Below are 26,202 nucleotides of genomic sequence, written 5' to 3'. Positions count from 1 at the left end.
GGTGTGCGGCGCGAGCGACGGCCCGACCGGGATTCCGGGAATCGGGCCGTCGCTCCCGTTCGTTCAGCGCAGGGACACGAACTTGGCGGTGCTCGGTACCCCGTTCTCGTCCAGCAGGAAGAGCATGTAGTGGCCGGGAGGGGCGTCATTGGCGGAGGGCGGGGCCTGGAGCCCGATCGTGTTGCCCTCACGCTGGACGATCCGCAGCTCCAGATGACGCTGGCTGGTGTTGACCGCGTGGGTCGCCGTGGTCGGCGCCAGCAGGACGGCCTTCTTGACCTGACCCGGGGTCGAAGTCGTCACCTTGAAGCGGGAGTCGTAGCGGATGGGGCCGCCCGGCACCTGGTCGAGCTTGGGCCGGGCACCCTGGTGGAGGTAGGCCGGCTCGAAGATCTCGATGCTGCCGTTCATGTCGTCGTCGATCTTCGGGTCGTTGGCGAGCTGCTGGAGTTCGTCACCCGTGACCATGATCCGGCCGTCGGGCAGCACGACGGCGTTGGAGTGGTAGCCGCGCGGCAGCCGCTGCACGGGACCGAGCCGCCACTCCCCGAGGGCGTCGCGGGTCTCGATCTGGCGGTACTTGAGATCGGACTTGGGGTTGTAGTCGCCGTTTCCGTAGTCCCGGATGCCGTAGGCGCCGTTGACCGTCAGCAGGCTCGCGTCCGGGAGGAGGAGGGTGTCGTCCTGGGTCCGGCCGAAGGCGCGCGGCTGCTTCTTCTCCCACGCCCCGTTCGCGAGCTGGTAGGTGTTGGGGTCGTCGCGGTCACCGCCGAGGATCAGTACGGAGTCCGGACCGCGGAATCCGGCGGGCAGCGGTACCGCGGAGCCGTAGCCGCGGTGGACGCCGTCCGGGCGGGCCGGAAGGTCCGCGCGCGTCTCCGCGACCGGGTCGAAGGCCCACTGCCGGGTGGCGTGGCGGCCCAGGCCGTACACCTTGCCGTCGCGCAGGGTGAACAGGTGCGGGTAGTCGCTGTCCTCGCCGAACGGGGCGTCGACGCGAAGGGTGTCGGTGGGAACGTCCCGCGGGACCACGGTCTTCTCGAACGGGACCGGGTGGCTCTTGGCCGGGAACCGCTCGACGACCGAGGTGGAGGTACCCCATCCCTTGTCGGTGTGGCCGGACATGATGAGCAGCCGCCCGTCGGGGGCGGTGGCGACGGTCGGGTACCAGCGGCCGACCGCCATGTCCTTGTTGACCGACCACTTCTCGGTCCACGGGTCGAAGACGAGGGACAGCTTCGCTCCGGCGCCTCCGCCGTAGCCGAGGTTGCCGCCGAACACCCCGAGCATGCCGTTGGGCAGGAAGGCGTGCCCGGCGCAGAAGAAGGGGGCCGGGCGCTTCACGTCCGTGCCGTCCGGCACGACCAGCTCGGGCGGGGTGACCTTTTTGAACGCGGCGGGGCCGGTCCCCTTCGCCGGATCCCACAGGAAGGCACGGCCGGCGTTCTCCGGCCCGAGCGTGTTGGTCGGTGCCGGCTCCTCCGTGGGATCGGTCTCCACGCGCTCGAAGGAGAACATCAGCACCTTGCCGGTGGGCAGCATGGCGATGTGGGCGGCGAAATCGGGCGACTGGAAGTACTCCGCGAACTGCCCGTACTCCTTGGGGTGGAACTTCGAGTTCGCCAGCTCCTGGGACCTGGTCAGATCGCTCAGGCTCTCGATCCGCGCCAGCTGGGAGTACCCGCCCAGAGCCTGGGCCGCCGCGCGGATCTTGGCATGCTCCTGAGCATGCTCGGCCCCCAGTGCCGCCGCCTCGGCGGCCTCGTCGGGATGACTGGCCCCGTCATGGGCGGAGGCCGGGACGGCGGCGACGAAGAGGGCGGTGGCCGCGAGCGCGGAGAGCGACGCCGCGAATCTCTTGGAGCGGTGCCTGCGTGACATGTGACTCCTCACCTGTGAGCACGTGCGGACAGGCGGGGAGCCTGCCTCGGGTGATGGTTACCCACAGCGACAGATGTATGACGATATACACGCAGCGCGCTTGCCGGAACCGGGCGCTCGGGGCGCAGCCATCGGTGGCACTGACCAGCACCAACCTGCCGACACGCCGACCCCCCGGCCCCGGCACGGTCCCCCGCACGGCCGTCACTCTTCGTAGACGAACACGCCGCCCGCGCCGAACGGCAGGACCGCCCCTGCCGAAGCGTCAGCCGTCGCCGGCCCCCGGTGTCCGGCGTACGGCAGCTGTCGCCGACCGAGGCCGTTCCCCGGCGCACACGGCGGCGGGCACGCCCCTGCCCACGGCCCTGTTCCTGCCCCTGGACCAACCTGATCGTTTCCTGCTGATCTCGCGAACACGCTGCGCAGGCCGGCCCTCAAGCCGTGATCGCTGCCGTTCGGACGCGGCTCCTCAAAACCCCCGACCGCTCCGGACCCTGTACCAGCGGACGTACTCCTGGACGGACAAGCAGCTGAGCCAGCTGTGGAACGACGTCCTCGAGATGGGAAGCGACTTTCGGGTCCCGGGAGCGTCAAACGGGCGTAAACAACCGGCGACACCATCCTCGGTCGACCACCCAAGGGTTCGCACGTGCACCCGCGGCCGGCCTCGACAAGGGCCGGTTCGAGTCGCGAACCCGAACGTGTCGCGACCGTTTCACCCCGCGAGGTCCGTCAGCAGCACACCCAGAACTGCCTCCTCCTCGACACGCAGGGCGTGCTCGGTCAGAGCGAGCGCCAGGTCCGGGTCCCATGGCGACAGCGCCGGTTTCCCGTCCAGCGGGCGCAGATCAGGTCCAGCAGCTTCGACCGCCTCACGGTAGTCGTCGGCCGTGTAGCGCCAGGGCCGCCAGGGCACGTGCCCCAACAACGTCGTGGCGATGCGTAGACCGCCCCAGTCGAAGTCGCCGTGGTAGCGGAAAGCAGTACCGAGCTCGTACAGACGGGCGAAGAGGGTCAAGGCGGCGGCCGACGGCTGGCCCTGGACACAGACCAGCGGTCGGGCATCCGGTCCGTGGTTGTCCGCCGCGGCCGAAAGGACCGCAGGATTCTCACAGATGTGGACCACGGGCGGTGCCGTCCGCGGCGGACGGTGGGCGATCTGACGGAGGGTGAGGACGCACGGCTCACCCACGTCGGCCATCCAGTCCAGGGCCGCAGTCCCGCGGAGGTTGAGAGTGAGCACCGTCGAGGAGACGTCGTCCCGGAGCAGGCCCGCGGCAGCCCATGCGGCCCGCCGCCAGGCCGCTCCCGCTCCCTCGGGATGGCCGGTTAGAGCGCGGGCACCGGAGAGGGCCAGGGTGGCCACCGGCGTGCCGTCGTCGAGTGCGTGGGCACTCCCCAGAATGTCCGCGGCGAACACCGACAGCGACCGCGCTGGTTCGACAGGCAGCTCCCGCAGTACGCGGACGGTCTGCTCCAACAGCAGACGGGCAGCGGTGGGAGTACGGGCGAGACGGCGCACGAGGCCGTCGTCACGAACACGAACGGCCCAAGCGGCGTGCACCGGAAGGTCTTCGGCCAGCAGGGTGAGAGGCGCATACGCCTCCCTCCAGGCCTGTTCCTCGCTCCGGCGGACCTCGCCGAGAAGGAAGACCCGCCCAGTGAGCACCGTCACGGCAGCCTCCAGGCCTCCCGGGCTGATACCCGATCTGACCAGTACGGCGTCCACGGCGTCGAGCCGGACCGTCAGCGCTCTCCCGGCACCTGGTGCCCGGCCCAGCAGTCTTTCGGCCGCTGCCCGCTCGGCCGGGGTCGGCGTTGCCAGCGAGACGGCTCCGGTGAGTGGCTGTCCGCGCTCCAGCCGTCGGCGTGCCCGCTCCACCAGCCAGGCCAGGTCGGCGCCGCCGAGGAGCCGGCGCAGGCGCGCTTCGTCCACCGGCGGACCGCTCACGCCCACAGGGGCTCCGGGTCGGCCGGACGCACCGGGTCCTCGCGGCGCGTGCGGGCCGTGCCGTCCCACTCCCAACGGGTGACCAGGACAGCGGCCACCTCGTCGACTCGGGCGAGCTGGGCGATGGCGATGCCCGGCACCTGCGGATAACAGGCCCACTCCCGCTCGCTGGTCATGACCACATCCAGGTCGAAGGCGTGCAGGAGCCCGAGGCACTTGGCACGCGAGTCGTCGTCCACACCCGCGAACGCCTCGTCCAGGGTCACCAGGCGTGGCGCGTACGGGCTGCCCGCGCTCGCGTAGTGCGAGGAGGCGGCGGCGAACAAGGGAACGGACACGGCCAGGACGCGTTCGCCTCCGGAGGCGGGTCCCGTGGCGGGTACCCAGCGGCCGTGCTGCTGGCGCTCAACGGCGAACTCGTGCCAGGAGCGGTAGTCGAGGGCGGCGGTGAGGTGCTCCAGCCAGCTGCCCGCCGCGTCCTCGGTCTGCTGGCGGGCGATCTGAGCCTGCAGGAACTCACCGACCGCGGCCCGGTCCTCGGCCGTCCAGGCATCAGCGGTCTGGAGCAGGCGGCCACGGGCCTGGGCAAGGCCGACCGGGGCCTTGCGGGAGGGCCGCCACACCAGGCGCAGCCTCATACCGGTGGAAGTGGGCCGTTCCTCCAGCTCGGCGTTCATGGCCAGCACCTGCCGCTCGGCGGCTGCGATCAGCTCTTGGAGGGTGCCGGCCACCTCGGTGATGAGGTGGGTTTCGAGGATCTCACGCTCATGTGCGGAGAGGATGCGGGTGAGTTCGCCGACCTCGACCGCCAGTGCCTCGGCGAGTTCGGGTACGGCTCGCTCACGGCCCTGGTAGACGATGTCGACGATCATCCCGTCCTCGACCATGCGGGCCGAGGCGGTGTTGCCGTGCCGCGACAGTGCGTCCTGGAGGGTTTTGAACTCCTCGCTCAGACGCCGCTGCACACGTTCCCAGGCGCCGTCCGAGTCGTCCGTCGTCGACAGCTCCGATTCGAGGGCACGGGCCAGGGCGATGGCCGGGGTGGGCGCCCACGGGCCGTCGTCCGCGGCCGGTACGGCGAGATCGGGAAGTGCGACGGCGATCAGTCCTGTGGCAGTGAAGCGCTGGAGCGCGGCGATGGCCTCGGAGCGCGCAGCGGCGGCTTCGGTGACGGCCTTCTCCAGCTGTTCGATGCGGCCCTCGGCCCGGCTGGCCCGTCGGTCCGCCTCCGTGTGCTGGTCCTGGGCGCGCTGCTGGTCGGCCGCGCAGCCGCGCAGGGCTCCTGCGGTCTCCGCGAGCAGCCGCTCCAGCTCTGCGACGGCGGCGCCGACGGTCGAACGCAGCGTGGCCAGCCGCTCGTCCGCGGCCGCAGCCTCACGGGCGGCATCCTCCGCGCGAACGGCGAGTTCGGCGGTCCGCTCCCCTGCCCGGACCGCCTCTTCGCGTTCGTCGTCCGTCTGCCGGGACGCCTCGCTCCGCTCGCGGAGTGCGGGCCAGAGTCCGGCCAGGACGACCTCGAGTTCGGCGAGGGCCTGCCGGACGGCGGCCAGCGCCGGCCGGTCCGGGGGCAGCCCCAGATCAGCTGCGGTCTCACGGAGTTCGGCGGTGGCCGACTCGGTCCGCTCGGTTGCGGCCGTCACCTCGGCGGCCCGCTCGTCGCGCCGGGTCCGGATCCGGCGCTCAGTGTCGGCGGCAGCCGCGGCGTCGGCGTGCGCCCGGATCAGGGGCGCGTCGTCGGGCACGGCCGCCAACTCGGTGTCGAGCGTACGACGACGGGTCGCCAGAGCCCGCGCCTGCGCGTCGGCGTCCGCCGACTCCTGCCGGAGGAGGGAGAGTTCAGCCCGCAGGGCAGCGATCAGGGTCCGCCTCGCGGCTTCCCGGGCGCCCTCTCCGATGTACTCGGCGGCGGGTTTGGCCCACCGGCCGGTGAGGACGCCGACGCGGTGGCGTCCGTCCAGCGCGACCCAGGTGCCGTCCGTGGCCCCGGTGCCCGCCGGGCCGGCGCCCAGTACATCGCCAGCCGGTGCCGTATCCCCGGAAGCCCCGCCGAGGCCGATCGCCTCCAGCAGCCGGCCCACCGCCTCCACTCCGACCTGTGCGGCCTGCGCGTCGCCGTGGTCCACGGCCGGGCGCAGTACGTCGGCGAGCGATGGCCCCTCGACCGGTCCGGTGTTCGGGGCGAGGAGCACGTCACAACCGTCTGCGGCGAGGCCCGCTCCGTCGGGGCGCACCCACGCGTCCAGCAGGCCGGACGCCTCCAACGCCGCTTCCAACCCGGCGCGGTCGTGGTCCGTGACCTCTTCCCGGAAGTCGATCAGCCGCCACAGGGGGGCACCGGGCGCCTGGTCCCGCAGGCCGGGAGTCCGGGTGTACGGGTCCTGCGGCCCGCGCCGACCGCCGGACTCCAGCCCGGCGAGTTCCTGTTCGGCATCGCGGGTCCGGGTGGCCAGGCTGGCCCGGTGTTGCGCTGATTGCGCCGCTTGGTCGGCGAGTACCGATGCGGTGGCGCTGTGTGCTTCCGAGGCACGGCGGCGCGCCGGGTAGGGGCCGTCCTGGTGCCGGGTCCACTCCTGGAGCTCGTCCAGAAGTCCGGCCGGGTCGGCGTACGCCAGCTCCCCGCACCGGCCCGCGTGCTCGCGTACGGCATCGACCAGAGCCCGTCCGGCGGCCTGCGCCGTGTCCTCGGCCGTGTCCAGGGCCTCGGCGGCGTGCGCCAGCTCGGTCTCCGTCTCGTCGAGCCGGAGTACGGCGGCCCGGCGCCCGGCCGCCGCCGCCTCGGCCTGGTCGGCGAGCGCCTCGACGTGCGTGAGGGTGCGGTGCCTGCGGTCGGTCGCTTCGGCCACCGCGGCCCGTAGGTCGGCAACCGCCTGTCCCTCGTCTTCGGGAAGGTTCAGCCGGGCTGCCGCAGCCGTCTCCCGGGCCCGGAGCAGCGTGTCCCCGGACAGCTCCCGGGCGACCCTGAGCCGGTTCTCCGCGGCACCGAGGCGGCCGAGCGCCTTGGTGTGCTGAATTGAGGCCTTCTCCCGGTCGTCGCGGGCGCGGGCGCAGTCGTTCTCCGCCTGGTCCAACGCCTGTGCGGCCCGCTCCAGTTCGTGGGCACTGCGCATCTCCGGGCCCTCGCGCAGGGCTGCGTCGGCTGCCTCCAGCCTCGCCCGGGTCTCGGTGAGTGCGGCGCCGCGCTCCTCCGCGGCCGCCCGGTCCTCCTCCGCCGCGGTCTTCCCGGCCTGCGCTTCGGCGAGGTCGCGCAGCAGCTGCTCGTACTTCGAGTGTTCGCTGCGCGGGAGGCGGGCGCGACGGCGGGAGGCCGTGCGGGCGTAGCGCCGGTAGTGGTCGAGGAACACGGAGGCCGCTCGTTCGGCGGCCCCGGCTGCCCGTAGCTCCTCCTTCTCCTCGTCCAGGGAGCGGAAGGCCTCGGCCACATCCGCGATGACGGCCTGGTCCATCGGCGGGAGGGCCTCGGTGAGGGCGCGGGAGAGGGCGGCCTCGTTGGGACGCTTGGACAGCTGGGGCTGACGCAGCTGGACGAGCAGGTCCACGAGGGCTGCGTAGCGCTGCTCCCCTAGGCCGAACAGCGCCTCGTCGACGGCCCGGCGGTAGGCCTTGGCCTGGTCGTAGACCATCCCCTGCCCGGCGACCGCCTCGATGAGCCGGTCCCGCGACAGGACGGTGCCGGTGGCGTCGAGCAGGCTCAGTGCCCCGGCCGCGCGTACGTCGGCCGGGCCGTGGTCGATCCGCTGCCCGGTCACCGCCCACCAGTGCCGGGCGATGCCGCGCCCGCTGACGGCCTTGAGCCCGCACAGGAGCGTACGGAACTGTTCCTCGCCGCTCACCGCATCGCGGCGACCGAACTCGACCCAGGTGTAGCCGAGGCGTTCGGAGTGCGGGTGCTCACCGCCGAGCAGGAGGTTCCACTCCATCCGCTTGCCGGCGTCCCCGTCCGGTTCCACTCGACGGGCGCTGAGGTCCCCGTCGAGGAGGAAGGGCAGGGTCAGGGCCAGCACCTTGGACTTGCCGGTGCCGTTGTTCCCGCGGAGCAGCAGCCGACCGTCGCGGAAGTGGAACTCCTCCACGTCGTAGTGGAAGAGGTCGACGAGACCGATCCGCAGGGGCTGCCAGCGGGGGCGCGCAGGGGCGGGGGGTGCGGGACGGGGGGTCAAGGCAGGTACGCCTTTCGCTGCGCGGGCACCTGCGCGGCGCCGACTGTACGGGGTTCGAGTACGACGGTCTCGCCGACCGCGTAGCGGGCGAGCGCCGGGCGCGGCACGACCCCGTCACCGGTGCGGGCGACCAGGCCGAGAGCGGCCAGCCGGGCGACGGCCTGCTCGGCCAGGTCGCCCTCGGCCCCCGGCTCACGGGCCGATTTGGACCAGAATCCGCTGTGCTCGGCGGCCAGTTCGACAACGCGGCGCTCAAGGTCGGCCATGGGTACGATCAGGCCTCCGGCCGCCGCGAGGTACTCGGCGAGCAGGAGGGTGACGTGGCCGCGGGTCCCTGATTCCGGCATGCGGACGTCGGTGAGGTCGTCCTCGGGGTCGACCATGGCGATGCCTTCGGCCCGCACTTCGGCGACCAGCCCGGTCAGTTCGTTGATGCGGGCGGTGAGGAAGCCGCGCTGACGCGTGAGGTAGCCGAGTTCGGTGTCGGTCAGCTCGTCGTAGTAGAGGACGGGGTCGTCGAGCAGCCGCCGGGTCAGCGAGCGGCGCATGGCGCGGAAGCGCAGTTCGTCGCTGTCGAGGGCTGTTTCCGCGGCGAGCTCGGCGAGCCGGGCATCCAGCGTTTCGGCGCGGACGGTGGAGGGTCCCCGGCGGGTGGCGAGCAGACCTGCGAGGACCCGCCGTTCGACGTCGTACAGGACGTCGCCGGCTCCACTGACGTACGCGTCCTCGTCTCCGGCGACGCGCCGCAGGACTCCGAGGTGGAGCAGGAGCCGCACGACGGCGGCCAGGTCGAGCCGCTCGTCACGGCGGTCCAGGGTGAACTGGATGCCCGCCGCGGCCAGCTGGGGGTCCTTGGCGTCCAGCATGATCTGGTCTGCGAGGCGGCCCAGCGCGATCTGCGCCTCACCGCGTTCGAGGGCGGCGAGGGCGAGGCAGAGCAGGACGTACCGACGGCGGCTGAAGGGAGCGCCGCTACGGGTGACCTCGCGCGCCGGGTGCGTGGCGTCGTCCGGCACACCGGGGATCTTGCCCAGCCGGGCGGTCTCGGCGTCCACCTGGAGGGACCAGCCGGTGTTGCGGTCGAACCACTCGCGCAGCTCGGAGGCGTGCCGCCGGACGAGGCGGAACTCGTCGGCGTACGCACCGTGCGCGAGCAGCAGGGGCTGCTTCAGCAGGGCACGGGCGGCCTTGCGCCGCTCGGCGGCGTGCTGCCCGTCGAGTACTTCGGCGAGCGGGGTCGTCATCACGCTCCGCCCCTTCCTTGTGCTTCGGTGAGGTCGACGATCTCGATGGCGTGGTCCGGGCCGCGGAAGTTCCCGTCCGGTGTGCGGACCTCGGCCGTGGACCCGTCGGTCGGCGCGGTGAGCCGGATCTCCATGGAGCCGTCGCCGCTGGTGGCCGCGGTGTGCGTCATACCGGGCCGCCAGGTGGCCAGCGCGTCGCCGAGGAGCTGGAGGAAGAGCCGGAAGCTGAGGGGGTCGAGCTCGCCGAGTCCGGACAGCCTGGTGATGCCGTGGGTGACGAGCCGGGCCCGGGCGGCGGCCGTCTCGGCGGCCTGCTTGGCGGCCGTCTCGGCGAGCAGTCGGCGCGCTTCCTGCCGGTCCTTGACCCTGCGGGGTTTGCCGCGCCGCTCGTAGCTTCCCGTGCGGCGCAGCTGCGGGCTGATCCGCAGCGGCGCGGCATCGGCCCATCCGGTTCCCGCGGGCTCGGGACGGGCCTGGCGGGCGGCCAGCGTCTCGGCGTCCACGGTCAGGTGCCGGGCCGGGTACAGCCCGAAGGCGGTGCGCCACAGCCGGTGCCGGGCGTCGTCGTCGGGCGCTTCGGCGAACCAGCGCGCAAGGGTACGGAAGTCGGCGGAGCGGTCCGAACGGCCGGCCCTCCGCTCGTTCAGCGACCGTACGACGGCCAGCAGCTGCGGGATCGCGCCCAGTGCCCGGCCGCGCAGCAGCCGGGCCTGCGACTCCCGGCCGTCCCGGCTGAGGAACCAGGCCGCCAGACCTGCCCACCGGCCGGCCCACCGCTCGTACGCGGCCTGCCCCGCGTATGCCGCCTCCTGCGGGGTGGCGTCCGCCGCCTCACGGGCGGCCGCGGCACGCAACAGCCGCTCGATGCTCCCGCCCTCCTCCAACTCCAGGATCAGCCGGGCGATGCGCCCGCCGAGGGTGATCAGGTCCTGGATGAACCGCTCCAGGTACTGGATGAGCTGGTCCTTGTAGGCGAGGAAGACCTCCTCCCCCACGTCGTGGAGGTCGATGGTCCGCTGGAGCGAGCCCATGAAGGCCCGCGCATTGTCGGCGAGCGCACCGAAACGACTCGCGAGCCCGTCCAGCGCCAGATGCGTCTTGGCCGGATCGGGCTCCTCCTCGGCCGCCAGCACGAGCAGGGCGCGCAGCTGCGTCACGATGTCGTGCAGCGCGACGGCCTGCAGCGCGCCCCGCCGCCCGAGCGCCTCGTCGTACGCGGACAGAGCCTCCTCCGCCGCCTCGCCCTCCCGCGTGAGCTGGTAGATGAACCGCTTGCGGTAGAAGTCCTCGACGGCGGTGACCCGTCCGGTGTCCGGGTCGGCCCGCAGGTTCCCCCACCCCACGAGGCTGTCGAGCGCCTTGACCACGGCGTCGAGTTCCGTCGGCCGGGCCCCGGAGGCGAGTCCCGCGTGCACGTCCTCGGGCCGCAGATGCACGGCGAACCGCTCCTTGGCTACGAGGAAGGCCCGCATCACCGCCCGGTAGAGCAGCACGTTCGGAGCGGTGAGATGCGCGAAGGGTCCGTACCCGTCGGGCGGGCCCTCCGCCTGCGGAGAAGTCATGTCCATTGCCCGCCATCCTCCTGGAGCGACGTCCATGATCGGCAGGGACTTAAGTACTTGGCCGATTCGCATCGGTCCTGTTCGGGTTCCGCGGCCCGCGCCGGCGCGGAGCCTCCTCTGATGAGCGTTCCGGCCTCGGCAGCAGGTGGTCGAGAACCAGCTGTCCTTGGCACTCGACGATGGCTTCGCCGACCGATGCGGGTCAGTCGCCCTTCGGCAGGCTCTCATACGAGAAGGTGCAGCGGACCCGGCCGTCCGCGGCCGGGACGAGGCGTACCTGCTCGGCCGGCATCTGCAGCGCCTTGCCGGCCGGCTCGTCCCACAGCGACACCGTTCCTCCGGCCTCCCCGAACGAGATGTAGGGCCGCTCGGGACGGAGGACGCCACCCCGGCTGCTGAGTTTCGCCGCGAGGACCGTGGGCTCTACGCACGTCCACTCCGGCTCCACCCCGAAGTAGGAAGGCAGCTCCTCCTTCCGTACCGCGGCTGCACGGAAGTCCTTCACCCATCCCCCGCCGACTCCAGGGCCCCAACTGCGCACAGCAGCACCACCGTCACTTGGGTGACTACGTAGAGCGGGATGCCGAGCCTCTCGACGGGGCTGACGAACGGTGCATGCACGTGCTTCGCGATGCCCCACAGAGCCGGGACGAACAGGGCGAAGCTCAACAGGCTCAACAGCTTCACCGCCGAAGTGGCTTGCCAGAGCGCGGGCACGTCGAGGTCCTCAGGCTTCAGCTCGAGGCTGTCCGCGTACAGCGCGTGCAGCACCGACCCTGAGCTCACCACGAAGGACACGACAACCGCAAAAGCCAAAGGTGTCGCGCAGGCGATCCACTCGCCCCACGTCCACCGCCGCACCAGGAGCCAGATGCCTCCGGTCGTCGCCAGAACGGCGAACAGCGTCAACAGCTGTTTCGGGGTCCAGCCTCGTCCGCCCTCCGTGCCCGCGCCAAAGGCGACAGCAAGGAGCCAAGCGGCCACCGCAGCATACTCCGGGCACGGCCCCCGAAAGCGAACATGAGGCTCGCCAGCCGGGCTCCCATGAAAAGGCACAGCACCGCCGCGCCGGCCCATACCCACGTCCGCGCACCGCTCTGCTGTCGGGCGACCACCGAGCAAAAGGTCATGGCAAACAGCCAGGCCACGAGACGGTTCGTCCTGCGGTGGAAGTCCCCCTCACGGCGGGGCACGATGTGGCTGCGCTCCCGGCCGGAGAGTGGCCGTACGTCGAGGGCGGGCCCGGCGTCGGATCCGCCGTGCATGTCCATGCGAGAGAGCCGTCGGGCTTCCGACGCGGTACCCGTCACCACCAAGCCGGTGTCGTGGTATCCACGCTTCTCCGCGAAACGCGCACGCGCCACCTCGGTTGCGCGGCCCAGCCTCGCCGCCGATGTCCGCGGCCTCGGAACGGGCACACGAGGGGGCCGATGGGCAACGGCATGCCCCCACCAGACAGTCAGCTGCTCCCTGTCCCGGTCCATCGGCTCGCAGCGCCGGGCGTACATCTCCAGACCTGTCGCCCGTGCCAGCCGCTCCACGCGCCAGGCGGCTGCCCGCGCGGTGCGCCTGTTGCGGGCTCCGAAAAACCGCACCTCGACGGAGTACAGACGTGCCGAGGCATCTGCCCGGAGCACGCCTGTGGATGCTCCGTCGCCACGGACGAAGGACGTGACGACCGGCCAGTCCTGCCCCTCGAACTCCCGCTCCGCCTGTTCCCAGTCACACTGTCCACGCCGTACCTCGACCAGAACGAGCACCCGTTGGTCGTAACGCCTCCGCGGCATCAGCCCCCTCCTCTCCCCAGCGTCCGAAGGTACAGCGGCCTACGATGCGACGGTCACGCCGGAAGGAATTCACTCCTGCGAGGGAACGGACGCGAATACAGGTCACCGGAGGACAACAGCAGTAACCGCGCGCCCCACTCGAAAGGCAAGCTTCCTGATGGAGATCGGGGCAGGAGGCCGCAGTTCCGACATCGAGCTGGGGCAAGCCGACGAGGATGCGCCGGCAGCCCGCAACGGCTGCACGAGTTCCCACTCGGCATCGGACAGTTCATGGCGGCTTGTCACACCCCCGTGATCCACAATCCAAGTGTCGCCGTGGCCGGGGTGATGGACGGTACGGCTACACGGGCGCCGAGCCCGTGCCCGTTCACCGACTCGGGAAACGGGCATCTTACGTTCGACACGTGTAGGGCCCAGAACCGGGGGCCCACGCACCTGAGGCGACCGTCAGAGGGTGTCCGGATCAGGCGAGTGTGCGCTTCCGCCACGAGATGCAACGCGCCCGGTCCCTGCCGTTCGTGGCGGCCAAAAGGGCCCGGGACAGTGTTGATATCGCTGGCACGGCGCGCCCAGTCCGTTCCTGGGGTGCCCGCTAGCGGCGGAAGGGGAGAAGGACAGCCTCAGCTGACTCGCACTGGGCCCAGGCGCCCCTGGGGAGCCACGAGGGTGCTCGTGAGATTCGAGGGATCACCTCCAACAGCACCGCGGCCGCCTGGACGTCCCGGGCCTCACTATGGAGAAGACCACACCTGTCCACGCTGCTCACGGGCGGTCTGCAGAGGGCCTGCTGTCAGCGACACAGGGATCCCATGGGACCACAGCCAGGAGGAAGTCAGCATCGTCACCCACGGGACGAGTCTGGTCATCGAAAAGATGTCGTGTGAAAAGCAGGCCGCCGTAACCGCAGGTCAGCAAGGGTACGCAGTCGCTCCGAGCGCCTTTTCGAACGCCGCGCGCGTCAAATGAGCGTCATGGCGATGAACCGCCGCGCTTCCCCCGGAAACGTCGCTTCTCTCATCCCCCCTTTGCCCGAGCACTCGCACGCCCGCCCATCCAAGCCCAGGGCAGGTACCTGGTACTTGATCACTGCGTAGCAGCGCCACACCCATGTGCCATTCCCTCTGCGGATCTCGTTCTCCGCCCCTCTGCAAGGTCCACAGCCGGGCGGAGCCGCGAAGGCACATGACGTGTTCGTACTCCGGCAGCTTCCTGGCGAGGTGAGCGTCCCGCATCGTCAGCATGACCTCGCGGGGCCAGCTCTGAGAACATTGAGACTGAGAGGTTGTCCTGCGGCGTGCAGCCGCGAATGGGGGCGAGCATGCTTTTTGAAGAGCTGACGGCACTGGCGACAGAAGGCGGACGGGCAGTGGTCCGGGCCGTTGGTACCGCGTTCTGGCCCGTGACGCAGCGTCGTGCCTCGGAGTTGGTCGGCCGCGGTGACGCCGGGCGCGTGAGGGCAGAGCTCGTGCGACTCGATCGCACCGCGCAAGCCCTGACGCCCCCGCCATCAGGCGATGCCGGCGCGGAGCGGGCGCGGCAGGAAGGGCTGTGGGCCGGACGGTTCGAGGCCCTGCTGGACCGCCTCGAGGGGATCGAACAGTCCAATGCGGCAGCAGAGTTGCGCGTGCTCCTTGAGTCCCTCACCGACTCCGTCGGCGACACGGCCATCGACACCGGCAACGCGACGGCCCGCGACGGCAGCAGCGCGATCACCGGAATCCGGAACGCTGGCGGTAGCCGTCCCGGCCCGTCGAAGGTCGCGCACACCGGAGACGCGGAGGCCGCCGGACCCGGCTCCAGCGCCGTCACCGGAATCGTCAACGAATAGGCCAGTCCCGGGACAGCGAGGCGCCTCGTGCAGTGCGTTGCACGCACCGCAGACGCCGACGATCGACATCACACTCCGGAACTCATCACCGAGCCCCCCGAACTGGCAATCAGCAATTTGAGAAACGTGCTGCCTCGCGCACCCCGTACCTCTGCAACGTGGCCTGCGTAGCGAGATCTTCTGCCTCACATAGGCGCATTGGCTGACCACACCGAGGGCGGCACCGAAGCCGGTGTCGCCGGAATTCCATCCGGTCATAGCGGGCGGTTACATCAACCCCCGCCCGCCGACACCGCCCTCCCCTCACGCCCACTGCAGCAGTGCTTGAACTTCCGCCCCTGCCGCATCATGCATGGACACGGCGCATTCCTGCGTGGCCGCACCACCGCGAGCGGCACGGCTGCGCCAACAGCCTGCCCGAGCAGGATGGCGCGCTCAAGGTACGTGGGGTCGTCCGCCACCATGCCCGGAAGGTTCCGACCGGCTATGACGATCAGCGAGCCGTGGTGGGCGCGCTCGTACCAGCGAGGTAAGAAGCTGAGCGGCAGTCCCGGCAGAAGGTCGCCGTGGGGGCCGCTGATGGTGATTTTGTTGTCGACCAGGCTGGCCTGAAGGTCCCGACCGGGGACGGGCGGCAAGTCGCGAAGATCGAGGGGCTTGCCACCGCTATTGGTGTACAGGGTACGCAAATTGGTGAAGCCCGACTCCAGGAAGAGCCGGAGGATGACGTCCTCGATGCGTCGGCTGCCGTTGATCGCTCCCCAGCCGCCGTGGCAGTCGAGGACGATTCCGGCGCGGTCGCCGCCGAAGAGGATGCATTCGGCGTCAAAGCGATCCGGGGAGCGATCGGGGGCCGGGCCGGCGAGTTCGATCACGTCGGAGAGGTGGCAGTGCGAGTGCGCAAGCCGGAGCATCAAGTGGTGGACGTCCGGGTGGCGGAGGTAGAGGAGTTCGGCCTTGCCGGACTCGTCGATGATCAGATTGCACATAGTGCAGTACTGCCTGGAGGTGGCGAACCGAAGCGTGAGTGACTCCAGGTCGAAGGCGGCCAGCGCCTGCTGCACGGTGTCGGAGATCCGCACGGTGCGCAGCCGGGGCAGGGCAGGGGACGGCACGACGGCGTCGTCGCGACCGTCCCCGAGGGCACGAGCTCGGAGTGATTCGAGGACGCACAGGTCGACCGGGCCGCCGCCCACGAGCTCCACGAGGCTGGGCACGGCGCCGTCCGGGTCCGTCTCATGGTGGAGTGCACCCAGGAAGACCAGGGTCTCGCCCGCCTCCGGCCAGTTGCCGAGCGCCTGGTGGAGCGCGAAGGCCTGCCGGGCGAGGGAACGCGCGGCCTCCGACGCTTGGAGGGCCTTCTCGGCGCGGGCCAGGTTGGACAGGCAGGTGGCGCGCAAGGGGCTGTCGTCGAGACGTTCGCTGATCTGCAGGGCCGTGCGGAAGGATGCGGCCGCGGCGGGGTGGTCGCCGGCCTTGGCGTGGCAGGTGCCGAGGTTGGTGTGCAGGGATATCAGCACGGTGTCCATGCCGAGCTTGTCGGCAAGCGGAATGTTCTTGGTCATCAGGGCGACGGCTTCGTCCCGGTTGCCGGTATGAAGCATGCAGGTCGCCGCCTGCGCGCGGGCGGAGAGGAGGACATGGAGATCTTTGTGCTCGGCAGCGGCTCGCTGGATCTGTTCGTACTGGTCGGCTGCTTCGGCCCACCGCTCGGCCCGAGCGTGGATGTTGCCCAGTGCCATCCGGCATTGCAGGACGCCGTCGACGTCATCGTGCCGCTCGCAGTCGTCGAGTGCCCTCGTGATCGCGGACAGGGCTTCGGTGTGCAGGCCACGTCGCGAGTGGAGGACGGCCAAGGCGCGCGTCGCCCGGGCCCGGGTACCGGGGGAGGCGGCGGCGTCGCTGAAGCCGGAGACCACGGACCGCAGCATGCGGGCGCCGTCCTGCCACTGCCCCGCGACGACCAAGGCTTCGCCCAGGGCCGCCCGCACCTGGGCGAGGGCCCGACTCTCGTCAGTGGCGGCGAGAGACTGCTCCGCTTCGGTCAGCAGGCGAACTGCGTCGCCAATCCTCCCCCGGTGCCACAGCAACTGGGCCCGCTTCTGCAGGACCTCTGCCTGAAGAACTGGGCTGCCGGACTCTTGGGCCATGTCCGACGCGACCTTGAACTGCGACTCCGCCGTGTCATGGTGCCCGATGCCGCCGCTGTACGAGGCGAGGTAGGTCAGGGAGCGCGCCGCATGCTGGTTGTCGCCGATTCCGATGGCGAGCTCGGCACACTGCGCGAGGTAGGTAGCAGCCCGGTCGAGATCAGCGCGGTGCGCGGCATCCTCACCGAGCCGGAACAACGCCCGGACCTGGCCCTGCACGTCACCCGTCTCCTGATGGATGGCCAGGGCGGCCTTGAGCGGCTCAGCCGGTGCCGACTCCGGCCGGGCGCTCGCCGGGACCGCCGCGAGGTCCATCAGCGCCTGCGCCTCCCACTCCCGGCTGCCGATGACACGTGCCCGTTCGATGTCCCGGACGGACTCCTCCGCCGCCTCCGCCACTCGGCCCGTGCTGCGCAGCAGGGTGGCGATCGACCGAGTGGGGAGCATCTCGCCGAAGCCGCTGCTCCGGCTCAGGTCCCGGCTGTTGCGCAGGTAATTCTCGGCCCGGCGGGTCTGTCCGACCGCCAGGTACGCCCGGCCCAGGTTCGCCAGGGCGAGTGCGAGTGCCTGATGATGCCCGACGGTCCGCCAGTAGTGCAGTCCGCTTCGCAGGTACTCGATGGCATCGCGGGGCCTGCCCAGGTTGATCAGCAGCGTCCCCAGGCCGAGCTGCGCCATGAACAGATGCTCGGCATCGTTGGCCGCGCGCGCCGTTTCGGCGCAACGGTTGTACAGATCCACAGCATCCTGGCTCTCGCCGAGGTGCCCGGCAACCACAGCCCGGTTGTGCAGCGCGGTGGCCGTCCAGTTGGCGTGTCCGGCCAGCTCCCCAGCCTCCTGTACGCACTGGTAAACGCGGTCCAGCTCCTTCCAGTGGCTGGCAACCCGCAGGTGCTCGGTAAGCGCGAAGGCGAGAAGCACTAGGTGGTCCCAGGCCTCGTACTGCCGGGCCGTCTCGACGAGAGCGACCGCGCCGGGACGGTCCGCGTCCAGCGACCGCAGCGCTTCGGTACTGCTCTCGGCGGGGAGAGTCGCCTCCTCGTCCAGGAAACCGATCGCATCGGTCGACGACTGCACGCGGACGGCTGTAACGAGACAGGCGTGACGAACGACATCGGCCCGTTGCGTCCCCGACCACGGCGCGGACATCAGCCGGGCGAAGCGGTGCTGAATTTCGTGCATCACGAATCGGTCGTCGTCGATCTGCTCGATGAGGCTGAGCTCGACCAGCGAGTCGAGGAGCGCTGCCGTGTCCGTAAGGTTGTCGTCGTCGACCTCGTCCAGCGGAGGCTGTGCGATGCCCGCTGCGACGACATCGATGGTGAACGACATGTGCGGCAGGACGCCGAGCGCGGAGAAGACCTGTGCCTGGTCGCGTTCGAGCGCGTCGAAGCTCTGCTGGAACACAGGCTGCAGCGCGGTCTGGCCGGCGACGAGGGCCTTGACGCTGCGGTCGGGGTTGGTGATCTCGGACAGGTAGCGGTCGGCGTTCACGCGGGGCCGGCGGGCCAGGTGCGCCGCGGCGATGTGCAGGGCGAGCGGGTGACCGGCGCACGCCGCGGACAGCGCGGCCGTCTGCTCGCCGGTCAGTCGGCCGGGGCCGGCGACCGACCGTACGAGTTCCTCGCTGGGCCCGGTCGGCAGTGGACCGAGGTCGATGAGGCGGACCAGGCCGCTGAGCCCGCTGAGCTTGACGCGGCTGGTCCCCACCAGCGCGAACGGGCCGTCGACGGAGAGGATCTCAAGGAGCGCCTCCTCCGAGACGGTGTCGTCGACGAGCAGCAGGACGCGCTTGTCGGCGAGCGTCGTCCGTAGCAGCGCCAGCTGCTGGTCACGGCGGTCCGGCAGGGGAGGGTCGGGCGGAAAGAGCGCGTGGAGTATCGACGACACGAGGTCCGTGGTGCCGGTCGACAGCGCGAGATTGATGTGGAACTGGCCGTCCGGGTACCACTCCGCAGCCAGCCGGGATATGCGCAGGGCGACGTCGCTCTTCCCGATGCCAGGAGCCCCGGTCACCACAACCGCCGCCCGGCCGCCGCCGTCCGCGCGCCGCAGCACGTCGAGGCCGGCGGAGACCTCCTCCTCGCGCCCGAACAGGCGCGGTCGCCGTTCGCCGGGCAGGACGGATTCCTGCACCGAGCGGGACTGTAGGGACGGCAGCGTCACACGAACGTCGCCCGCCACGTACCCAGTGATTGCCACCCCACCGTGCGAGGCGTACGCCGCCCCCGTCGCCCTGATCGAGACGGAGCCGGGCGCGCCGGCCGCCGTCGCCGCGCTGACCCCGGTGATCGCGGTGCCGCCGTCCGTCGCGCGGGCGTCGCCGCTGTCCCGCACCTCGGCGCCCGGCCGTGCGTCGGCGGACCCGCTCTCGTCCTCCATCAACCCGCTCCCCGCGACTAGCTGTAGTCGATCCCGCTACCCGCACTGCTGCCGGACCCATCAGCCGTCGCATCACCAGTCCGATCCACCCGCGCCGATCCCGTGCCCGCTCCACCGGGCCTGCGGATGCCGGTATGCGCCGACCCACTACCGGACGCCTTCGCCTGGCCGGTATCCGTGGCCGAGTCCCCCTGGCGGGGCTGCAACCACGCCCACACCAGCGCTGCGGCCCCGGTGCCGACCTGCAACGACGCCCCGACCAGCTCCCCGGTCCCCGGGCCGTTCAGCAACCACACCACTGGAGTCGCCGCGATGCAGGCAACACCGACCACGATGAGCACGATCTTCCACGGCCGTGTCACGCCGTCCCGCCTTCCCCCTGGCCAGCCTTTCCGCAGGTATAGCAGGGACGCTCATACCGTTGCCACTGGTTCCGGCGGTCCGGATTGTCCGTGGTCGTACCTCTCCCATGCGTCGAGCCACCTTGCTTCACCGAGCCCTGCAGCTTGCCGAGCTGGGCACAGAAGGCAATGTCGAAGGCGAGGCGGGGCATGGCGGTAGTTCTCCTCGTTGAGGTGCGAGAGGTGTTCTGTTGCACGCGTGGGGCACGGTGTGTCGGCAAGGCTGGCGGGGACGCGTGTCTCAGGAGCCGGTCCCGTCGAGGTCGAGGCGGATCAGCGCGAGCGCCTCGGCGATCTCGGCGGTCATCTCGTCGTCCGGCCCGTAGACCACGCACAGGTCCTCGTGAAGGGGGTCGAGGATCTGGCGGGCCTCTGCCGCCCGCCCCTGCGCGAGCAGCAGCATTCCGATGTCACGGCGCAGTTCGACGGCTTCCTCGCTGACGTCTCCGTCGACGGACCGTACGACGCCGAGGATGCCCTGAAGCGCGGCGAGCGCCTCGGTGACCTGCCCGAGTTCGGCGCGGCAGCGCGCGGCCTGGGCCCGGCAGGCGCGGGCCGGTTCGCTCGTGGGGCCGTTGATCCGGGCGTACGCGTCGGCGAGTTCGTCGAACTCGGGCAGCGCGGCCCGGTAGTCGCCGCCGAGCAGGCGGATGGCGGCGCGCTGGGTGCGCAGCTCCAGCACCTGTCGGCTCTCCGAGCCCAGCGCGCGGGCGGCGGGCCCAATGATCTCGCTCAGCACCTCGGCTGCCTGCGCGAACCTCTCCTCCTCGATCAGGGCATCGGAACGCGCGTACGCCTCCTTGATCTCCTCACGGAGCGCGGCGGGGGCGGGATGTGCGGGCAGCAGGGGCTGTGCGCCCGAGGCGGATCCCCGCGGCCCGGCCTGGGCACGCGCTCGGGGCGCGTACGGGTCGCGGAAGAGCCCCGTCGGGTCGGGCACACCGGCCGGTCCCGTCTCGCCAGGCGCGGGTTCCGCCCCCGGCGGCGGCAGGAAGGGCCGCAGCCGCTCGTACACCTCCTGAATGTCCGCAGGCCGCGCCTCCGGCGCCTTGCGCAGCAGGTGCAGGACCAGGTCCTCCAGCGCGGTCGGGACGTCCGCGCGCAGCGCCCGGAGGGGCGTCGGCGCGGCATTGACGTGCTGGAACATCAACATGTACTCGCTGGGCGCGTCGAACAGCAGCCGCCCGCTGAGCAATTCGTGCAGAACACAGCCGAGCGCGTACAGATCGGTCTGCGGGGTGATCCGGCCCCCGCGGACCTGCTCCGGCGACATGTACTGGTACGTACCGATGGGCGTCCCGGTCGCGGTCAGCTTGGTCACGTCCGTGCGCAGAATGGCCGCGATGCCGAAGTCGAGGACCTTCACCGTCCCGTCGCGTGCGACGAGGATGTTGCTCGGCTTGAGGTCTCGGTGGATGGCCGGCACCTCGTGGGCGTACGACAGGACGGTCGCCACCTGCGCAGCGACGGATGCCGCCCAGGGCACAGGGAGGGGGCTGCCGGGGCGGACGTAGGCGGACAGCGGCAGCCCGTCGACCAGTTCCATGACGAGGAACAGCTTCTCGTGCGTCTCGTCGAGCACCGCGTCGTACACCTGCGGCACGCCCGGATGCTGAATCCGCGCGGTGATCCGCGCCTCACGACGGAACCTCTTGGCGAACTCCTCCGCGAGCTGGGGTGACTTGCCGACAGCTTCCTGCCGAATCAGCTTCACGGCGACCGGCCGGTCGAGCACGGCGTCGTAGCCGCGCCATACATCCCCCATGCCGCCGTGGTTGAGCTCCTCCAGGAGTTCGTAACGTCCGGCGATCACCTGCTGCGGCACCTTGCCCCCGTCGTGTCCGTTCGCCGGCATCACGTCCACGCGGGGGTGTCGGCCGGCCCGACATGTCGGGAACAAGTCTCGCGGGCGTGCCGATCTTCCGCCAGCAAGGCGGCCAAGTCGGACAGCTATGGCCGAGAAGCGCCCTGCCTCTCGGTCCGCGGCCCGGTGTACACCGCCCACACGGTCTTGCCGGGCCCGCCGCAGGTCCGCGGGAACCAGCCCCAGCCATCGGCGAGGCACTCCACCAGCAGCAGGCCACGCCCTACGGTGCAGTCAACTCCCGGGGGCTCGGTGGCGGTCACCGGGAACCGTTCGCCGCGCGTGTCGGTGACCTCGATGCGTACGGCCGTGCCGTGAGTGGTGAGCCGTACGTGAAAATCTCGGCCGGGTACGCGCCCGTGACGGATGGCGTTCGCGCTCATTTCGGCCACGAGCAGCGTGAGCGTGTCGTGTGCGTCCGTACCGTAGGGGATGCCCCACGCGTCGAGCCGCTCGCCGCACAGCCGCCGGGAGAGGCGGGCGCCGCGCGGGGTGGAGCTGAACCGCATCTCGAAGTGGTGGGTGGGGTGGCCGAGTTGGGTGGGCCCGGCAGTGCCTGCGAGGTGACTGGTCATGACCCCACGATGCTGCGCGGTGGCGTAGCGTGACCAGGTGTGACGCGCAGTCGCGTACTGCTTGTACGCGGCGGTCGGCGCGGTGTACGTGCGTGGGAGAGGCGAGGCCGATGCAGAGCGACGACGGGGCCGGGGCCGAGCGGGAGCCGGAGCAGGTGGACCAACGCCTGGAGGACGAGCCGAACGCCGGCGTGGTGACCGCGTTCGGGCGGCAGCTGAAGCTGTTACGGCTACGGGCCGGGCTCGACCGGACGGAGTTCGGGAAGCTGGTGGGGTACGCGGCGCAGTCGGTGGCGTCATTCGAGCAGGGACGCCGGATTACCCCGCCGCAGGTCATCGATCGGGCGGACGAGGTGTTGGACGCCGGAGGTTTGCTGAAGGCGCTGAAGGAGGAGGTGGCGCGAGCGCAGTATCCGGCTTTCTTCCGGGATGCTGCACGGCTGGAGTCAGAGGCTCTGGAGCTGTTCCTGTACGCGGTGCAGGCTGTACCCGGGCTTCTGCAGACCGAGGAGTACACGCGAGCGCTCCTCGCGATGCGACGCCCGTTGCTGGACACAGACACCATCGAGCAACGCGTGACAGCACGCATCGCCCGGCAGGACATCTTCAACAGGTGGCCTGCACCGCTGATGAGCTTCGTCATCGAGGAGGCGGTTCTCCGGCGGCCGTTCGGCGGTAGGACGGTCATGCGTGGGGTACTCGAACGGATCCTGTTGATCGGCCACAAGCGCAATGTCGAGATCCAGGTGATGCCAACCGATCGTGAGGACAATGCAGGAGTGGACGGACCCTTCACCCTGATCACGCACAAGGGCGGGGACCAGGTCGCGTACCTGGAGGTTCAGGGGCGCAGCATCCTGCTCAGCGACCGCAACGAAGTGCGCTCTGTCGCGGCACGCTATGGAATCATCCGATCGCAGGCTCTCACCCCGCGAGAGACCACTGAATTCATCGAGAAGTTGCTGGGAGAGCTATGAACACGGCACGGACGTCGACGGCTGCATCGGAACTCACCTGGCGTAAGAGCACTTACAGCGGGGCGGAAGGCGGCGAGTGCCTGGAGGTCGCCACAACACTCGCAGCCATGCACGTCCGGGACTCCAAGCGGCTCGACGGACCTGTGCTGACTGTTGGACGCGAGGCCTGGGCCGGGTTCGTCCGACTGGCGGCCGAGCCGCAGGCGTACTGAGCGTCAGCGGGTCCCGTCCGCCGGACGGGACCCGCCGCCCCACGCTCAGCCCTCGTCGTAGCCCGCCTCGCGGCGGATCATCCGCCACGCAGCACGGCGGGCACTGCGGTCCAGGTTCGACTTGAAGTTCCGGTCGGCGCCGAAGTACTGGCGGCCCATACCGGCGATGGTGTCGATGTGATCGGCCATCTTGTCGGCGAAGACCTTGTCGAAGACCTTGCCGAAGTTGTCCTCATCGTTGACGAGGGCCGCGGCCTTGACCTTATCATCAGCCCTTGCCTCGTTGAAGGGCCGGGCGAGGTCTTCCTCGGTGAACTCCGTACCGAACTTCGCGTTGAACTTGTCGATCAGCTCCGACAGGAGTGACTTCTCGTCCTCCTTGGCACCGCCCGCGCCCTCACCGAAGCCCGGCATCATCGCCGCTCCTTCGGCCGTGAGGGAGACGTCGTGCTCGCCGGTCTTCTCGACGCGCAGGTGACTGAGGTCCACGTCGCCGATGTCCACGCCACCGTCGGCCCGGCCCCGCAACCGGGTCAGCAAGTAGCGGCCGTAGAGGTGCAACCGCTCTAGGTCGGCGTCCCGGTAGGGCACGATCTGGGCGAGGAAGCCGTACTTGCGCACGTAGTCGTTCAAGTCGGCGCGGAAGTCCTCCGCCGTCTGGACGTCGTCTTCTTCCCCGTCGTTGTCCCGCAGCGCCTCGTACCGCGTCACGGCCGGCGACAGGAAGCGGTACAGCTCGGCGTGCAGCTTCTCCCACTTCGCCTGCGATCCGGCGGCGTTCTCCTTCGCCGCAAAGAAGGCTGCGGCGAACTCATCCATCTCCGCTTCCGAGATGATCGGTGCGGACATGACCCGGCTCTGCGCCGTGTAGAGCAGGTTGGGGTCGGAGGGGAGTGTCATCGCCTCCTCGAAGTACGTGCGGAAGGACTCCTTGATGTCCTCGGCATCGTTGACGAAGTCGAGGACGGCAAGGTCGGCCTGCGTCTTACGGTCGGCGGTGCGGTTCAGCCGGGAGAGGGTCTGAACAGCAGAGATGCCGGTCAGCGTCTTGTTGACATACATCGTCGTCAACAGAGGCTGGTCGAAACCGGTCTGGTACTTCTCGGCTACCACCAGGATCTTGTACTCCTGCTGGCCCTTGCCCCCGGCCTTGACCGCCTTGTCGTCGGCCCGGACGTACCCGAACGCCTTCGGCAGAGCGCTCTCCGCAATCCCGCCGTTCTCCTTCGGCTCGGTGGTCTCCTCACCGTCGACGGTGAGCGACCCCGAGAAGGCGACCAGCACACCGAGATCCGGGTACTTGGTGTCGTACTCCAGGTCCTTGATATAGCTCTTGATGGCCCGCGCCATCTGCACGGCGGACTGACGGGAGGCGGTCACGACCATCGACTTCGCACGTCCACCGAGCCGGCCGCGGCTGTGCGTGACGAAGTGTTCGACGATCACCTGGGCATGCTGGGAAACGGTCGAGTCATGCGTCAGCGCGTACCGGGCGAGCAGGGGGTTCGCCTTCGAGGGGTCGACTTCCAGCTCGTCAGGGTTCTGGTTGACCAGCTTCCAGTACGTGTTGTACGTGACGTAGTTGCGCAGGGGGTCGAGGATGAAACCTTCCTCGATGGCCTGGCGCATGGAGTACGTGTGGAAGGGGCGATACGTCGTCTTCCCGTCCACCGGCTGGGGTGTGCCGAAGAGTTCGAGGGTCTTCGACTTCGGGGTGGCGGTGAATGCGAAGTAGGACAGGTTCGCGGCCCGTGAGCGCTCCTCCGCCTTCTTCTTGAGCTGGTCGGTGAGCGTGACCGCGGTCGCGCCGGCGTCGTCAGAGTCGGAGTCCAGGCCGAGGTCGCGCAGGGCTGCACGTACGGCCGTGGCGGCGTCGCCGGACTGCGAGGAGTGGGCCTCGTCGACGATGATCGCGAAGGTGGTGCCCTTGATCTCGGTCGGGTTGCGCTTGATGTAGTCGAGCAGCGCGGGGAACGAGTGCAGGGTGACGGTGACAATCTTGCCGGTGTCGCGGGAGAGGGCACGGGCCAGCTGCTCGCTCTTGGCGCCGTTCTTCTCGTCGACCTTCACCACCAGGCCATCGGTCTGGCTGAAGCTGCCGACGGTCTCACGGAGCTGCGCATCGAGGTTCCGACGGTCCGTGATGACGATGACCTTGTCGAAGACGGGCTCGCCGGGCTTGATGTGGCCCGCGGCCAGCGACTCGGTGCTCAGGGTGCGCGGGTCGGTGTCGGCGTGCAGGTCGGAGAGGCGGTGGGCGAGCCACCCGATGGTGTTCGACTTGCCGGACCCGGCGGAGGCCATGATCAGGTAGTTCTGTCCGGCGCCGTGGGTGGCGGCGTGCGCGGTCAGCTTCTTCACGACGTCCCACTGGTGATAGCGCGGGAAAATCGTGGAACGGGTGGTGCCGCCGCCAGGCGTCTTGTGCTTCTGCTGGTGGACGAAGCGCTGGAGCAGGTCAAGCCAGTTGTCCCGCGCCCAGACCTGCTCCCAGAGGTACGAGGTGGAGTACGCGCCGAAGGCGGTGGGGGCGGGGTTGCCGGCACCGCCGGGCTGGCCAGGGCCTTCGGAGCCGGTGTTGAAGGGGAGGAAGCGGGTGTTCTTCCCCTTGAGCTGGGTCGCGATGAAGACGAGGTCCGGGTCGACGGCGAAGTTCGCGATCACCCGACGGGTGAAGATCAGCTCGGTCGGGTCGCGATCGGTGCGGTACTGCTCCTTGGCGTGCTCAACGCCCTGCCCGGTGAGCGGGTTCTTCAACTCGGCGGTGGCGACGGGGATCCCATTGAGGAACAGGGTCAGGTCGAGGGCATTCCCCCAGTCGGCCTGCTTGGTCGCGTAGCGGAGCTCACGAACGACGGTCAGCCGGTTGGCGCGGTATCCGTCGAGGACGGAGTCGTCACCGACAAGGTTCGGCTTGAAGTAGGCGACGCGGAGCAGGACGCCGCGGTCCTTGACCCCGTTCCGGAGGACGGTGAGCAGGCCCTCGTCACTGATCGCCTTGTCGAGCCGCCGCGCGAACCCACGCATGGCCTCATCCTGGTCGCCGCCATAGACGGAAACCAGCTCGTACCACTCATCGGGCTGGGACTTCCCGATGAAGGTAAACAGCTCGTTGGTGTCCAGCCCGAGGTCGGCCTGATAGTCCTCAGCCTGCGCCTCGCGCCACCCACGCTCGATCATGGCGGCGACTACCGCCGCCCCAAAGGCGGACTCATTGTGGATGGGGCTCAC

14 protein-coding genes are annotated in these 26,202 nt (G+C 70.2%); 3 read left to right on the top strand and 11 right to left on the bottom strand.

Annotated elements, in window-relative coordinates; translation table 11 throughout:
- Positions 1-63 precede the first annotated feature (63 nt).
- The 7 genes from OG429_RS28590 to OG429_RS28560 form a co-directional block, all read right to left on the bottom strand.
- Positions 64-1,881, bottom strand: a complete 1,818-nt coding sequence (locus tag OG429_RS28590; protein ID WP_328928107.1) for a galactose oxidase-like domain-containing protein — start codon at positions 1,879-1,881, stop codon at positions 64-66.
- 715 nt (positions 1,882-2,596) lie between these two features.
- Positions 2,597-3,832, bottom strand: a complete 1,236-nt coding sequence (locus OG429_RS28585; protein WP_328928106.1) for a TIGR02679 family protein — start codon at positions 3,830-3,832, stop codon at positions 2,597-2,599.
- Positions 3,829-7,989, bottom strand: coding sequence for a TIGR02680 family protein (locus OG429_RS28580; RefSeq protein WP_328928105.1), 4,161 nt, complete (start codon positions 7,987-7,989; stop codon positions 3,829-3,831). Before OG429_RS28580 ends, OG429_RS28585 begins: the two co-directional genes overlap by 4 nt.
- A complete protein-coding gene (locus tag OG429_RS28575) occupies positions 7,986-9,233 on the bottom strand; it encodes a TIGR02678 family protein (RefSeq protein ID WP_328928104.1) in 1,248 nt (415 codons plus the stop codon). Before OG429_RS28575 ends, OG429_RS28580 begins: the two co-directional genes overlap by 4 nt.
- Entirely contained in the window at positions 9,233-10,795 is a 1,563-nt protein-coding gene (locus tag OG429_RS28570; RefSeq protein WP_328930458.1) for a TIGR02677 family protein, read from the bottom strand. Before OG429_RS28570 ends, OG429_RS28575 begins: the two co-directional genes overlap by 1 nt.
- Before the next feature lie 202 nt (positions 10,796-10,997).
- Positions 10,998-11,300 carry a hypothetical protein gene (locus OG429_RS28565; RefSeq protein ID WP_328928103.1) on the bottom strand — a complete coding sequence of 101 codons (303 nt, stop codon included), beginning with the start codon at positions 11,298-11,300 and terminating at the stop codon, positions 10,998-11,000.
- The gene (locus tag OG429_RS28560) at positions 11,297-11,779 is read right to left on the bottom strand and encodes a hypothetical protein (RefSeq protein WP_328928102.1); all 483 of its coding nucleotides are present in this window, start codon (positions 11,777-11,779) and stop codon (positions 11,297-11,299) included. Before OG429_RS28560 ends, OG429_RS28565 begins: the two co-directional genes overlap by 4 nt.
- Positions 11,780-13,900: 2,121 nt before the next feature.
- Here OG429_RS28560 and OG429_RS28555 point away from each other — a divergent pair.
- Complete coding sequence (locus tag OG429_RS28555; RefSeq protein ID WP_328928101.1) at positions 13,901-14,410, top strand: hypothetical protein; 510 nt, start codon at positions 13,901-13,903, stop codon at positions 14,408-14,410.
- A gap of 272 nt (positions 14,411-14,682) precedes the next feature.
- Here OG429_RS28555 and OG429_RS28550 read toward each other — a convergent pair whose 3' ends face one another.
- The 3 genes from OG429_RS28550 to OG429_RS28540 all read right to left on the bottom strand — a co-directional run bounded on the left by OG429_RS28550 (position 14,683) and on the right by OG429_RS28540 (position 21,782).
- Positions 14,683-18,942 carry a tetratricopeptide repeat protein gene (locus OG429_RS28550; protein WP_328928100.1) on the bottom strand — a complete coding sequence of 1,420 codons (4,260 nt, stop codon included), beginning with the start codon at positions 18,940-18,942 and terminating at the stop codon, positions 14,683-14,685.
- A gap of 642 nt (positions 18,943-19,584) precedes the next feature.
- Positions 19,585-21,198 (bottom strand): protein kinase domain-containing protein, encoded by a 1,614-nt coding sequence (locus tag OG429_RS28545; protein WP_443051283.1) that lies wholly within the window; start codon positions 21,196-21,198, stop codon positions 19,585-19,587.
- Between the two features lie 95 nt (positions 21,199-21,293).
- Positions 21,294-21,782, bottom strand: coding sequence for an ATP-binding protein (locus OG429_RS28540; protein WP_328928099.1), 489 nt, complete (start codon positions 21,780-21,782; stop codon positions 21,294-21,296).
- Between the two features lie 110 nt (positions 21,783-21,892).
- Here OG429_RS28540 and OG429_RS28535 point away from each other — a divergent pair, with 110 nt between their 5' ends.
- Together OG429_RS28535 and OG429_RS28530 are read left to right on the top strand one after the other, a co-directional pair.
- Entirely contained in the window at positions 21,893-22,759 is an 867-nt protein-coding gene (locus OG429_RS28535; RefSeq protein ID WP_328928098.1) for a helix-turn-helix domain-containing protein, read from the top strand.
- Complete coding sequence (locus OG429_RS28530; RefSeq protein WP_328928097.1) at positions 22,756-22,971, top strand: DUF397 domain-containing protein; 216 nt, start codon at positions 22,756-22,758, stop codon at positions 22,969-22,971. The genes OG429_RS28535 and OG429_RS28530 overlap by 4 nt, the downstream gene beginning before the upstream one ends.
- A 45-nt stretch (positions 22,972-23,016) precedes the next feature.
- Here the strand turns inward: OG429_RS28530 and OG429_RS28525 are convergent, their stop codons facing one another.
- Positions 23,017-26,202 (bottom strand): type I restriction endonuclease subunit R, encoded by a 3,186-nt coding sequence (locus OG429_RS28525; RefSeq protein WP_328928096.1) that lies wholly within the window; start codon positions 26,200-26,202, stop codon positions 23,017-23,019.

Source organism: Streptomyces sp. NBC_00190 (assembly GCF_036203305.1).
Lineage (GTDB): Bacteria > Actinomycetota > Actinomycetes > Streptomycetales > Streptomycetaceae > Streptomyces.
This window is presented reverse-complemented; position numbering and strand designations above follow the sequence as displayed.

Coding starts and splice junctions, on each gene's coding strand:
- OG429_RS28570 (WP_328930458.1), bottom strand. CDS start 10,795: ATGACTTCTCCGCAGGCGGAGGGCCCGCCCGACGGGTACGGACCCTTC.
- OG429_RS28535 (WP_328928098.1), top strand. CDS start 21,893: ATGCAGAGCGACGACGGGGCCGGGGCCGAGCGGGAGCCGGAGCAGGTG.
- OG429_RS28590 (WP_328928107.1), bottom strand. CDS start 1,881: ATGTCACGCAGGCACCGCTCCAAGAGATTCGCGGCGTCGCTCTCCGCG.
- OG429_RS28530 (WP_328928097.1), top strand. CDS start 22,756: ATGAACACGGCACGGACGTCGACGGCTGCATCGGAACTCACCTGGCGT.
- OG429_RS28575 (WP_328928104.1), bottom strand. CDS start 9,233: ATGACGACCCCGCTCGCCGAAGTACTCGACGGGCAGCACGCCGCCGAG.
- OG429_RS28550 (WP_328928100.1), bottom strand. CDS start 18,942: ATGGAGGACGAGAGCGGGTCCGCCGACGCACGGCCGGGCGCCGAGGTG.
- OG429_RS28555 (WP_328928101.1), top strand. CDS start 13,901: ATGCTTTTTGAAGAGCTGACGGCACTGGCGACAGAAGGCGGACGGGCA.
- OG429_RS28540 (WP_328928099.1), bottom strand. CDS start 21,782: ATGACCAGTCACCTCGCAGGCACTGCCGGGCCCACCCAACTCGGCCAC.
- OG429_RS28545 (WP_443051283.1), bottom strand. CDS start 21,198: ATGCCGGCGAACGGACACGACGGGGGCAAGGTGCCGCAGCAGGTGATC.